This window comes from Pseudomonas sp. PS01299, assembly GCF_029960145.1.
Lineage (GTDB): Bacteria > Pseudomonadota > Gammaproteobacteria > Pseudomonadales > Pseudomonadaceae > Aquipseudomonas > Aquipseudomonas putida_A.
In genome coordinates this window covers 1-12,609 of the sequence record NZ_JASCPO010000171.1, presented here as the reverse complement: position 1 = coordinate 12,609, position 12,609 = coordinate 1, and the positions used below count along the sequence as shown (strand labels likewise).

General features: G+C 58.9%; 12 protein-coding genes. 3 read left to right on the top strand and 9 right to left on the bottom strand.

Annotation, left to right across the window (positions count from 1 at the left end; genetic code table 11):
• Positions 1–125: 125 nt before the first annotated feature.
• The 6 genes from msrQ to QMX91_RS22815 all read right to left on the bottom strand — a co-directional run bounded on the left by msrQ (position 126) and on the right by QMX91_RS22815 (position 6,101).
• Complete coding sequence (msrQ, locus tag QMX91_RS22840; protein ID WP_134787334.1) at positions 126–737, bottom strand: protein-methionine-sulfoxide reductase heme-binding subunit MsrQ; 612 nt, start codon at positions 735–737, stop codon at positions 126–128.
• Complete coding sequence (msrP, locus tag QMX91_RS22835) at positions 737–1,750, bottom strand: protein-methionine-sulfoxide reductase catalytic subunit MsrP (protein ID WP_134787335.1); 1,014 nt, start codon at positions 1,748–1,750, stop codon at positions 737–739. Before msrP ends, msrQ begins: the two co-directional genes overlap by 1 nt.
• Positions 1,751–1,813: 63 nt before the next feature.
• Positions 1,814–2,671 carry a CDP-diacylglycerol--serine O-phosphatidyltransferase gene (gene pssA / locus QMX91_RS22830; RefSeq protein ID WP_027614080.1) on the bottom strand — a complete coding sequence of 286 codons (858 nt, stop codon included), beginning with the start codon at positions 2,669–2,671 and terminating at the stop codon, positions 1,814–1,816.
• Between the two features lie 146 nt (positions 2,672–2,817).
• On the bottom strand, positions 2,818–3,834 hold the full coding sequence (gene ilvC / locus QMX91_RS22825; RefSeq protein WP_007959661.1) for a ketol-acid reductoisomerase: 1,017 nt from the start codon (positions 3,832–3,834) through the stop codon (positions 2,818–2,820).
• 48 nt (positions 3,835–3,882) lie between these two features.
• Positions 3,883–4,374 (bottom strand): acetolactate synthase small subunit, encoded by a 492-nt coding sequence (gene ilvN / locus QMX91_RS22820; protein WP_003205610.1) that lies wholly within the window; start codon positions 4,372–4,374, stop codon positions 3,883–3,885.
• A 2-nt stretch (positions 4,375–4,376) separates the two neighbouring features.
• Positions 4,377–6,101 (bottom strand): acetolactate synthase 3 large subunit, encoded by a 1,725-nt coding sequence (locus tag QMX91_RS22815; RefSeq protein ID WP_027614081.1) that lies wholly within the window; start codon positions 6,099–6,101, stop codon positions 4,377–4,379.
• A 399-nt stretch (positions 6,102–6,500) separates the two neighbouring features.
• Here QMX91_RS22815 and QMX91_RS22810 point away from each other — a divergent pair, with 399 nt between their 5' ends.
• Positions 6,501–6,917 carry a DUF4124 domain-containing protein gene (locus tag QMX91_RS22810; protein ID WP_095140088.1) on the top strand — a complete coding sequence of 139 codons (417 nt, stop codon included), beginning with the start codon at positions 6,501–6,503 and terminating at the stop codon, positions 6,915–6,917.
• A gap of 45 nt (positions 6,918–6,962) precedes the next feature.
• Here QMX91_RS22810 and QMX91_RS22805 read toward each other — a convergent pair whose 3' ends face one another.
• Genes QMX91_RS22805 through mrcB form a run of 3 tightly spaced genes read right to left on the bottom strand, consistent with a single transcriptional unit; the run spans position 6,963 to position 10,394 of the window.
• A complete protein-coding gene (locus tag QMX91_RS22805; RefSeq protein WP_097089181.1) occupies positions 6,963–7,298 on the bottom strand; it encodes a YqcC family protein in 336 nt (111 codons plus the stop codon).
• Complete coding sequence (locus QMX91_RS22800) at positions 7,298–8,053, bottom strand: hypothetical protein (RefSeq protein WP_098965620.1); 756 nt, start codon at positions 8,051–8,053, stop codon at positions 7,298–7,300. The genes QMX91_RS22805 and QMX91_RS22800 overlap by 1 nt, the downstream gene beginning before the upstream one ends.
• A gap of 16 nt (positions 8,054–8,069) precedes the next feature.
• Positions 8,070–10,394: a penicillin-binding protein 1B gene (gene mrcB, locus QMX91_RS22795; protein WP_097089183.1), complete on the bottom strand. Its 2,325-nt coding sequence runs from the start codon at positions 10,392–10,394 to the stop codon at positions 8,070–8,072.
• Positions 10,395–10,510: 116 nt separating this feature from the next.
• On the opposite strand from mrcB, the gene QMX91_RS22790 reads away from it, so the two are divergent.
• Entirely contained in the window at positions 10,511–12,067 is a 1,557-nt protein-coding gene (locus QMX91_RS22790; RefSeq protein ID WP_282413421.1) for a bifunctional aminoglycoside phosphotransferase/ATP-binding protein, read from the top strand.
• Between the two features lie 91 nt (positions 12,068–12,158).
• Positions 12,159–12,503, top strand: a complete 345-nt coding sequence (locus tag QMX91_RS22785) for a pentapeptide repeat-containing protein (RefSeq protein WP_003228227.1) — start codon at positions 12,159–12,161, stop codon at positions 12,501–12,503.
• Positions 12,504–12,609: the final 106 nt, after the last annotated feature.

Genomic DNA, 12,609 nt, shown 5'->3' with positions numbered 1-12,609 from the left:
TGAAGCGAGCCGCTGCCGAAAACTGCGTAACTCATTGAATCTCAAGGAGTTTTCCGTTTCGACTGCGCCGGAAGTGGGGCGAATTATAGACCTCCTGAATCTGCCGTCAACCGTTAATTTCAGTTTTATTGCAAAACCTGCTTTTTAGCCAATAAACGCGGGATTCGACGGGCAACGGCAGGCACACGCAGCAGTAAAAGCACTGCACCTATAAAGGCATAGATCGCCCACTCCTTGAGATCAGCACGCACGATCCACAACATATGAAGCAATCCCAGCCCCAGAATCACGTAGACCAACCGATGCAGTTTCTTCCAGCGCACACCTAAACGACGCTGGCTGTAGCGATTAGAGGTTACTGCCAACGCCAACAACCCGAGAAAACCCAGTGTGCCGACAATAATGTATGGCCGCTTACGCAACTCCACGCCCAACTGCGACCAGTCGAAGCCGAGGATAAACGCCATATAGCTGAACAAATGCAGACCCACATAGGCAAAACACCAAAGTCCCAACTGACGGCGCACAGCAATCCAGCCCGCCCACCCCGTCAATTTCTGCAACGGCGTCATGCTCAAAGTGATCAGCAGCAATACCAGCGTCCCCAGCCCCAATCGATCAACCAGGACTTTGCCAGGATCCGGCCCGAGCAAATCGGCGAACGCCTGATAAAACCAAAGCAATGGCCAAATCGCCGCAGCGATAAAAACGCCTACACGCCAGAACGGATATCGCATCAGTAGTTCTTCCGCAGATCGAGCCCTGTATATAAAGAAGCGACTTCATCCGCATAGCCGTTGAACATCTGTGTATCACGCACATTCGGCTTGAACAGACTGTTCGGCAGACGCCGCTCCCGTGCCTGAGTCCAGCGCGGATGATCAACCGTCGGATTCACGTTGGCATAAAACCCGTATTCATCTGCCGCGATGCTCTGCCAAGTGGTCTTGGGCTGCTCGCTGACCAGACTGATCCGCACAATGGACTTCACACTCTTGAAGCCGTACTTCCACGGCACCACCAGACGCAGCGGCGCACCGTTCTGATTCGGCAACTCGCGGCCATACATGCCTACCGCCAGAATCGCCAAGGGATTCATCGCCTCATCCAGGCGCAAGCCTTCTACATAAGGCCAATCGATCAGGGCGAACCCCGAACGCTGGCCTGGCATGCTTTTGGGATCCTGCAGAGTCTCAAAGCGAATGTACTTGGCGTTGGAGGTGGGTTCGACCTGTTTGAGCAGCGCAGAGATCGGAAAGCCGATCCACGGGATGACCATCGACCACGCCTCAACACAGCGAAGGCGATAGATACGCTCCTCCAACTGGTACGGCTTCATGAAGTCCTCCAGCGCGTAACGCCCTGGCTTACCCACCTCCCCATCGACGACAACGCTCCACGGCTCGGTTTTCAGCGAACCGGCATTGGCCGCCGGATCACCCTTGTCGGTACCGAACTCATAGAAGTTGTTGTAATGGGTCGCGTCTTTATAAGGCGTGATCGCCTCGTCCTTGGCGTTGACGGCGCCCCACTTGGTAGAAGGAAGCTTCTCGGCAAACCAGGCAGGCGTCTTGCCCGGCTCGACATCGGCATAACGCGCCGCATCCCCGGCACTGGCCCAACGCGGCAGGCTGCTCACGGCGATACCGGCCGCGGTAGCTCCGAGCAATTGGCGACGAGAAAGATAAATGGATTCAGGCGTGACATCCGACTCATGGCAGTCGGACGCTTTGGGGATTTTGATCAGCATGGCAACTCCGCAGCTTTGGAGGACAGATGCACCCATAGACTGCGGAGTATGCGGGAAATTACATCATTCGGCGTTTTTGTGACGACGAAGACGCAACAGGTATTGCACAGGACCGGAAGCGGCGTAACCGAGGAACACCAGCAGTAGAATTCGCGGTGGATCGCTGAACACCACGGCGAACACCAGCACCACGGCGAGGATCGCCACGAACGGCACGCGCCCCTTCAAGTCCAGCTCCTTGAAGCTGTTGTACTTGATGTTGCTGACCATCAACATGCCGGCAGCCGCCACCATCAAGGCGACCAGGAACGACATCTTCGAACCCTGAATGCCGTAATCGCTGAACGCCCAGACGATGCCTGCGACCACGCCGGCAGCTGCCGGGCTGGCCAGGCCGATGAAGTATCGCTTGTCAGCCGTACCGACCTGGGTATTGAAACGCGCCAGACGCAATGCCGCGCCGGCTACATAGATGAAGGCGACCATCCAGCCGACCTTGCCCATGTCGCCCAATGCCCAGCCAAAGGCCAGCAGCGCCGGCGCTACACCGAACGCGACCATGTCCGACAACGAGTCATACTCGGCGCCGAAGGCACTTTGCGTATTGGTCATGCGCGCTACACGGCCATCAAGACCATCGAGCACCATGGCCACAAAAATCGCGATCGCGGCGAAGGCGAAATACTTGCTCGCATTCGCAGAGTCACCGGCGCTCAAGGCAGCCTGGGCACTCATCGAGTTGATGATGGAATAAAACCCTGCGAACAGGTTCGCAGTGGTGAACAGATTCGGCAGCAGATAGATACCACGATGCCGGACTTTACGACCTTCTGCGTCGTGCCCTTCCTCGACATGTTCATCGATGGGCAGCAGGCTTTCGGCGTCAGAAGCCTGGTTCGGCTCTTCGGGACGTTCGCTCATGGACATTACCTTGCAACGGTTTGGAAAGTTTCGACAGGTGCCTGTGACGACGGTTCGGCCACAAACGATGCAGCTTTATACCAGAACCATCGGTTTCAAACGAAAAAACGCGGCCGAGGCCGCGTTTTTCGTACAAGGATGACGACTTAGTTTTTGGCTTTGTCGACGATCTTGTTGGCACCGATCCACGGCATCATGGAGCGCAGTTGCTCGCCGATGATTTCGATACCGTGAGCGGCGTTGTTACGACGCTTGGCGGTCATCGAAGGGTAGCCGGTCGCGCCTTCGCTGATGAACATTTTGGCGTATTCGCCGTCCTGAATACGTTTCAGGGCGTTGCGCATGGCCTGACGGGATTCGGCGTTGATCACTTCCGGGCCGGTCACGTACTCGCCGTATTCAGCGTTGTTGGAGATCGAGTAGTTCATGTTGGCGATACCGCCTTCGTACATGAGGTCAACGATCAGCTTCAGTTCGTGCAGGCACTCGAAGTAGGCCATTTCCGGCGCGTAGCCAGCTTCAACCAGAGTTTCGAAACCGGCTTTCACCAGCTCAACGGTACCGCCGCACAGTACGGCTTGTTCGCCGAACAGGTCGGTTTCGGTCTCGTCCTTGAAGGTGGTTTCGATGATGCCGGTACGACCGCCACCCACGCCAGCTGCGTAGGACAGTGCAACGTTTTTGGCGTTGCCCGAAGCGTCCTGGTAGATCGCGATCAGGTCAGGGATACCGCCGCCCTTCACGAACTCGGAACGCACGGTGTGACCCGGCGCTTTCGGCGCGATCATGATCACGTCGAGGTCGGCACGCGGAACAACCTGGTTGTAGTGGATCGCGAAACCGTGGGAGAAGGCCAGGGTGGCGCCTTTCTTGATGTTCGGCTCGATTTCGTTCTTGTACAGCTGGGACTGGAATTCGTCCGGGGTCAGGATCATGACCAGGTCGGCGCCGGCAACAGCGGCGGCCACGTCGGTCACTTTCAGGCCGTGAGCTTCGGCTTTGGCAACGGTAGCCGAACCTTTACGCAGACCGACGGTTACGTCGACACCGGAATCTTTCAGGTTGCACGCTTGGGCGTGGCCCTGGGAACCGTAACCGATGATGGCAACTTTCTTGCCCTGGATGATCGACAGGTCGCAGTCTTTATCGTAGAAAACTTTCATGAATTTCCCCTATATATCCAGGCCGTTCAGGCCATTCGCTAATTTGGTTTAGATGCTGAGTACTTTGTCGCCGCGGGCAATGCCGGTCACGCCGCTACGGACGGTTTCCAGAATCGATGCGGTGCCGATGGACTGAATGAAGCTGTCGAGCTTGTCGCTGGTACCGGTCAGTTGAACGGTATACACGCTGGCGCTGACGTCGACGATCTGTCCACGGTAAATATCGGTGGTGCGTTTGATCTCGGCGCGCTGGGCGCCAGTGGCCTTGACCTTGACCAGCATCAGCTCGCGCTCGATGTGAGCGCTTTCCGACAGGTCCACCAGCTTGACCACTTCGATCAGCTTGTTCAGGTTTTTGGTGATCTGCTCGATGATTTCATCGTGGCCAACAGTGGTCAGCGTCAGACGCGACAGAGTCGGGTCTTCGGTTGGCGCCACCGTCAGGCTTTCAATGTTGTAGTTGCGCTGCGAGAACAGGCCGACTACGCGAGACAAAGCGCCGGGTTCGTTTTCCAGAAGCAGGGAAATAATGTGCCGCATGATTAAGTACGCTCCGTCTTGCTCAGCCACATATCGCGCATGGAGCCGTCTTTGATCTGCATCGGATAGACGTGCTCGCTGGTATCGACCGAAATATCGATCACCACCAGACGATCTTTCATGGCGAACGCCTCTTCCATCTTCGACTTCAAGTCTTTCGAATCGGTGATGCGCACGCCGACGTGACCGTAGGCCTCAGCCAGTTTGACGAAGTCAGGCAGCGACTCCATATAAGAGTGCGAGTGGCGGCTGCCATAGCTCATGTCCTGCCACTGACGAACCATCCCCAGAACACCGTTGTTCAGGATGACGATTTTCACCGGCAAGCCATATTGCAGGCAGGTCGACAGCTCCTGGATGTTCATCTGGATGCTGCCTTCACCGGTGACGCAGGCAACGTCGTCATCCGGGAAGCTCAACTTGATGCCCATGGCCGCCGGGAAACCGAAGCCCATGGTGCCCAGACCACCGGAGTTGATCCAGCGGTTCGGCTTGTTGAACGTGTAGTACTGCGCCGCGAACATCTGGTGCTGGCCCACGTCGGAAGTGATGAAGGCATCGCCTTTGGTCACTTCGCACAGGGTCTCGATCACGGTCTGTGGCTTGATCAGGCTGCCGTCGCCCTTTTCATATGGGAACAGGCCGCGATCACCGCGCCACTCATCGACTTGCTTCCACCAACTGGCAACGGACTCCTTGTTCGGGGTCTCGCCGATTTCCTTGAGGATCGCGACCATTTCGGTCAGGACGCTCTCCACCGGGCCAACGATTGGCACGTCGGCCTTGATGGTCTTGGAGATCGAAGCCGGGTCGATGTCGATGTGGATGATCTTGGCGTTCGGGCAGAACTTCGCCGCGCCGTTGATCACACGGTCATCGAAACGCGCGCCGACAGCCAGGATCACGTCGGCATGGTGCATCGCCAGGTTGGCGGTGTAGCTGCCGTGCATGCCGAGCATGCCGATGAACTGCCGGTCGGTGCCAGGGAAACCGCCCAGGCCCATCAAGGTGTTGGTCACTGGCAGGTTGAGCATTTTCGCCAGTTCGGTCAGCGGTGCGGAACCGTTGCCGAGGATCACGCCGCCACCGGAATAGAGCACTGGGCGTTTGGCTGCCAGGAGCATTTCTGCCGCCTTGCGGATTTGCCCGGAGTGACCGCGGACGGCCGGGCTGTAGGAACGCAGCTTGGCTTTTTTCGGGAAGATGTATTCGAACTTCTCGGCCGGGTTGGTCATGTCTTTCGGGATATCGACCACGACCGGGCCCGGACGACCGGACTGCGCCAGGTAGAAGGCCTTCTTCATGACTTCCGGGATTTCCGAGGCGTGCTTGATCATGAAGCTGTGCTTCACGATCGGCCGGGAGATACCGATCATGTCGGTTTCCTGGAACGCGTCGGTGCCGACCATGGTGCTTGGCACCTGACCGGAAATGATCACCATTGGAATCGAATCCATATAGGCGGTGGCGATACCGGTGATGGCGTTTGTGGCGCCAGGACCTGATGTCACCAATACCACGCCGGCTTTACCGGTGGCACGGGCGTAACCGTCAGCCATATGGGTGGCCGCTTGTTCGTGACGAACCAGGATGTGGGTCACTTCCGGTTCTTTGAACAGGGCATCGTAAACATGAAGAAGAGCACCACCCGGGTACCCGTAGATATATTTGACGCCTTCGTCACGCAAGAAGCGGACGAGCATCTCACCGCCAGATAAAAGCTCCACGTTGTTCACCTCTAAAACGCCAGAATACCGTCCACACAAAAGGGGCGGGTCTTAATAGGTTTACTTCTCGGCAGAGCATGAGCGACGGTGGTCGCCGACTACGTCAGCACTGACTGAGCAAGTATTGGGATCGTCCCAAGTGTTGCGGGCCTTTCCCACCCAGCGCGAGGTAACGCGTTGCGGGTGTAACAGGTCGACGCGGATATGCGCCTCATGATCTACCGAGTGGGTCTGCTTCTGGCAGTCCCTCTACAGCGGACTTTGGATTCTTCTGTTTCGCCCTCTCCAAGTCAAGCCGTCAATGTGCTTAATTGTGGGTAAGCACATGAGAACGCAAGAAAAAACCTGAAAACAGCTACTCTGTTAGCGTCAATTGCGCAATTTTGCCAAGGAATCAGCATGCGAACGCTTCTGTTAACTCTGCTGATCGGCCTCAGCCCCTGGTGCTCGGCCGCTCAAATCTACAAATGGGTAGATGCCCAGGGCGTCACGCACTTCGATGCGCAGCCACCGCAAGGGCTGCCGGCGACGACTGTGCAGACGCCCTCCTCGCCCCCACCGAAACCTGCCGCCATGCCTGGCAGCGGTGCGCTGGGCGATCAGAAAGCCATCGACGACAAGGTGAAGAAACAGGTGGCGGAGCAGCAGGCGCAGCTCAAGGCATTTTGCGAACAGGCACGGACGAACCTGGCGCAATTGCAGAACAATCCGCGGTTGAGGGAGGAAGTGGAAGGACAATTACGGCGGCTGGATGATGCGCAGCGGCAGGAGCGCATTGTCGAAGCGCAGAAGCAGATTGCGCAGAACTGCGAATAAAAATCTGTAGGAGCTGCCGCAGGCAGCTCCTACAGGGGATCGGCTCTAGCGGGAAGCGGTAATCAGCAGGTCAAACTCTTTGAGCAGCACCTGCAGCTGTCGATCCTTGCCCTGCAGATTGCGCTGGGCGAAGACCATTTCAGCCATTTCCTGAATACCCGAGGCATTAGGCAGCGGCAGATCCTGTTCGAGGATCATCTTCATTCGCGGCAGGAAGATCCATTGCAGCCATTGCTCGAAATCCAGCGTGTCGACCGAAAACGGTTCGACACTACTCAGGGCTTCGGCCGATGGCTGAACGTCATCCCACCAACCCTGCGCGCGCAGTTCACGCTCGATCAGCAGCAACTGATCGGCGATTTTCGGGAAACGGGAATCCATCACAGCGAAACCTTGGCCTTCTGACGAGCCAGCGCTGCGCCGGCGGAATCGCCTTGTTTCTCACGGGACTGCGCGATGATCTCCCACAGGTTGGCCTGCAAGTCCGGACGACCGTTGGCCATGGTCAGCGCACGACGGGCGAACTGCTCCGCCTGTGGCGCGTCGCCTTGGGCCATGCGCACTTGCGCCAGACGATAGAGCACTTGCGGCTCACGCGGGGCTACACGCTGAGCACGCTCGAGGCTGGAAGACGCACCGTTGAGGTCGCCACCGGCCTGCTGCTGTTGCGCAGTGGTCAGCAAGGCGAGCACCGGGCCATCCAGTTGCTCGTCCGCCGACAGACCACCGCCACTGCTGGCCGAAGGAATCCCGCTTGGCGTCGAAGGCATGCTGTAGCTGCCGGAGTTGATCGGTGCCGACTCGACCGGCGACGGGTTGTACGGCCCTGCGGTGATTCCGCCGGAAGCCGGGCCCGGAACGATCGGCGAGGAGCTGATCGGTGCCGATGTTGTGGCGCCGCCACCCGGCACCATCACCACCACGCCGGTATCGCCTTGCGGGATGGCCTGGGATTGCGCCTGGCCCTGGACTGGGCGTTTGACCGTCGTCTTGCGGAAACCGCCGTTGGCCGACAGCCGTTCGCTGTTGGATACGGCTGTGCCGGAGTCCACCACCGGGATCGAACCACGCTGCACGGTAGAGCAGCCGCTGAGCAAAGCCACGGCAGTCACCGCTGGAATCAACCACTTGTTCACTTGAAACCCTCTTTGCTTAATTCATCCAGCCCTTGACCCAATCCATCACCGACTCCGGCGAGGCAGGCGTTTCGCTTGCACACGCGGCGCCGGGTGGCGGTTCGCTGCCGCGAATATACGGCATCTGCACCGCCCCCGGACAGTTGGCATCGGAGCCTTGCCCGGTACGCGAATCGACCCACGCCTGCACAATGTTGTCCGGCTGCGGCATGTCTAGCGGCAGCGGATCGGCTTTGCGCATGAAACTGGTCCAGACCTGCAATGCACCGGTCGCCCCGGTGAACGGGGTCTTGCCGTTGTCGTCGCGACCCAGCCAGACCACCGCCAGCAGATCCTGACTGAAACCGGCGAACCAGCTGTCACGCGAATCGTTACTGGTACCGGTCTTGCCGGCCAGCGTCAGGGTCTTTGGCAGCACGTTATAAACCGAGCTGCCGGTACCTTCACGCATCACACGCTGCATGGCGTTCTGGATCAGGTAGATGGACGCCGGATCGAAACGCTGCTCGATCTGGAACGGATAACGCTTGAGTGGTTCGCCATCGGCGGTCAGCACACTGCGAATCCCGCGCATCGGCGTATTGAAACCACCGTTGGCGAGGGTCTGATACATGGTCGCCACTTCGATCGGGGTCATGCCGCCAGCCCCGAGCAGCATCGACGGGAACGCCGGGAATTCCCGGGTCACGCCCAGACGCGCGAGGGTCTTGAGCACATTCGGCACACCGACTTCCAGACCCAGGCGCGAGGTCGACAGGTTGTACGAATGCGCCAGCCCTTGATAGAGGAAGACTGTGCCGTGGGAGCGACGGTCGTAGTTCTGTGGCTTCCACACCTGGCCGTCCGCGCCTTTGATCGACAGCGGATCATCCGACAGCCAACTGGTCAGCGTGTAACGGCTCGGTTTTTCCAGTGCGGTCAGATACACCGCTGGCTTGACCAGGGAACCGATCGGCCGCACGGCGTCCAGCGCCCGGTTGAAACCGGCGTAACTGGCCTGACGACTGCCGATCATCGCCTGCACTTCGCCGGTTTCCGGGTTGGTCACGACCATCGCCGCTTCCACGTCATCGGAGCCCTTGCGTCCAGCCAGGCGTTTAAAGGTGTCATTCACCGACGCTTCGGCCTTCATCTGCAGAATCGGGTCGAAACTGGTGAAGATCCGCAAGCCTTCTTCGGTCAAGTCCTCGTCGCGATAGTCTTCGCGCAACTGGCGTTTGACCAGATCGATAAAGCCCGGGAACGAGCTGTCGGCAAGCTTGCCGCGCGTGGTCACGCCCAAGGGCATTTTCTTCGCCGCTTCAACCTGTTCGGCAGTCGCCACGCCTTGCTGCTCAAGCACGTCGAGCACCAGGTTACGCCGCTCCAGCGCACGTTCCGGGTTGCGACGCGGGTTGTAGTAGGACGGCCCTTTGACCATGCCGACCAGCAACGCTACCTGATGCAGCTTCAGCTCGGACAATGGCTGACCGAAGAAGAACTGACTGGCCAGACCAAAGCCGTGCACCGCACGCTGACCGTCCTGCCCGACGAAGACTTCGTTGAGGTAGGCCTCAAGAATTTCCTTCTTGTCGTAGTGCAGCTCCAGCAGCATCGCCATCATCGCTTCGGTGAGCTTGCGGCTGAGGCTGCGCTCGTTGGTGAGGTAGAAGTTTTTCACCAACTGCTGGGTCAGCGTACTGCCGCCCTGGGTCATCTTGCCGCCAGAGGTATTGACCCAGATGGCCCGGGCAATCGATTTCGGCGACACGCCCCAGTGGCTGTAATAGTCGCGGTCTTCCACCGCTACCAGGGTTTCCAGCAGGTACGGTGGCACCTGATCGAGCTTGATCAGGATGCGGTCTTCAAGGTTTTTCGGGTAAATGCCGCCGATCATCAGCGGCTCAAGCCGCACCACGGACAATTTACCGCCATTGAGCCCCGAGAGTTCGGCCACATAGTCGCCGGAGAAGCGCACGCGCACCGGCTGGGCTTTTTCCAGGCCTTCATAGAACTGGAAGCCACGAGTGTTCAGATCAACGGTATTGCCGTTGACGGCAGCAGCACCGGGGCCATTGCTCACGGCTTCGCGGCGATAGCCCAAGGCATCGAGCTCGGTGAGGAAATCGTCCTTGCTCAGCTTTTGTCCGACGAACAGCTCAAGCGGACGCGCGTATACCTTGGCCGGGATGGTCCAGCGCTTGCCGGAGAACTTCTCCTGCACCACGGCATCGAGGTAAACGGCGAAGCCGGCCAGCACCACAAGGCCGACCAGACTGAGTTTAATGGCCCAGCTCAACCATGGGCTGAGGCCCTTGGAGACTGGTTTTTTCTTGGTACGGGGGGATCGAGTTCGAGTCATGGCGGCGGATTATACGCACTTTATTCATACTCAACAGGAGCGCTCCGAGGTTTGCGTCAGGCTGGCGAGCGGCCATAATGGCGACCTCGAATTTCCCAGTCTCTGAAGGATCGCCCGTGAGCCAGTCCCTGATCGCTGCCCTGCAAAACCCGGCCCTCTACCCGCACCCCGTCGAAGGGTTCCAGGTCATCGAAACCCATATCTCGTGGGTGATCCTCACCGGCCCGTTTGCTTATAAAGTGAAGAAACCAGTGAATTTCGGCTTCCTCGACTTCACTGGCCTAGAGTCGCGCGCACATTTCTGCGCTGAAGAACTGCGTCTGAACCAGCGTCTGACCGACGATTTGTATCTGGACGTGTTGCCGGTGACCGGCAGCGTCGAGGCGCCACAACTGGGTGGCGACGGCCCGGTGATCGAATATGTGCTGAAGATGCGTCAATTCCCGCAGACCGGCCTGCTCAGCACCCTGCAGGCCAACGGTGAGCTGACCACCCAGCACATTGATGAAATGGCCGAGCAGATCGCCAAATTCCACCTCAGTGCGCCAAAAGTCCCGGCCGAACACGAGGCCGGGACCCCGGACAGCGTGATGGCCCCGGTGCGCCAGAACTTCGAGCAGATCCTGCCGTTCCTCAGCGACAAAAACGATCTGCTGCAACTCGAAGCCCTGCAAGCCTGGGCCGAGAGCAGCTTCGATCGTCTCAAGGCACTGTTCAGCCAGCGCAAGGCCGAGGGTTTCACTCGCGAATGCCACGGTGACATCCACCTGGGCAACGCCACTGTCATCAATGGCAAAGTGGTGATCTTCGACTGCATCGAGTTCAACGAACCTTTCCGTTTCACTGACGTCTGGGCCGACACCGGTTTCCTGGCGATGGACCTGGAAGACCGTGGCCTGAAATCCCTCGCCCGCCGCTTCATCAGCCAGTACCTGGAGCTGACCGGCGACTATCAAGGCCTGGAAGTGCTGAACTTCTATAAAGCCTACCGCGCACTGGTTCGCGCCAAAGTTGCACTGTTCAGCATGCCGGCGGACGCCACCCCGGTGCAGCGCGCCACCACCCTGCGCCAGTACCGCAACTACGCCAACCTGGCGGAAAGCTACAGCACCATTCCTTCGCGCTTTATGGCCATCACCCACGGCGTATCGGCTGTCGGCAAGAGCCACGTGGCGATGCGTCTGGTCGAAGCGCTGGGCGCGATTCGCCTGCGTTCCGACGTCGAGCGCAAGCGCCTGTTCGGCGAGCAGACCGTAGCCAACGACGTGCAGGCGGGGATTTACAGCGCCGATGCCAGCGTTGCCACCTATGCCCGCCTGCATGAGATTGCCGGAGTGATTCTGCACGCCGGTTTCCCGGTAGTGATCGATGCGACCTACCTCAAGCGCGAGCAACGCGACAACGCCGCTCAAGTCGCCGAAGCCACCGGCACGCCGTTCCTGATCCTCGACTGCAACGCACCGCAAGCCGTGATCGAGAGCTGGCTGGCGATTCGTCAGGCAGACAAGAAGGACCCTTCCGACGCCACGCTGGCCGTGATCGAGGCCCAGCAGGCCAGCCGCGAAGCGCTGACGCCAGAAGAAATTCTGCGCAGCAAACGCGTACAGACCAATGAAAGCGGGACCCTCGACACCGTAGTCGCACAGATCCGCCAGCGCTTGCCGGGCCTTTAAGAAACTATTTCGGCCGTGAAGCCCTCGCTTGCTTCACGGCCGTCAAATAGTGGCACTATACTGGCGTCATAAAACCAACAGGTGATGTGACATGAGCCAGCCGAAACTTCTCGACACCCCGCTTTATGCCCTGCTGCACAAAGACGACATCGCAGGCTTCAACAAGGAACGCCCGAACGACGGCCCGATCGACATGGTCGGTGGCGACTTCCGTGGTCTCGACTTGCGTGAACTGAACGCCGATGGCGTGGATTTCCGGGACGCCTACTTCCGCTCTGCCGATTTGCGTGGCATCGACTTCCGTAATGCATCACTCGAAGGCGCGAGCCTGGCCCATGCGCAGATTTCCGGCGCGTACTTCCCGCCGGAACTGAGTGCGGACGAGATCCTGATGTCGATGAATTTCGGCACCCGCCTGCGCTATCGCACACGCTGAGCACCATCGGCAGCCCCTGACACAACACCCTCCCCTTGTAGGAGTGAGCCTGCTCGCGATAGCCGACTGACATTCAAAATGGATGTCGGCTGTTACGCCGCTATCG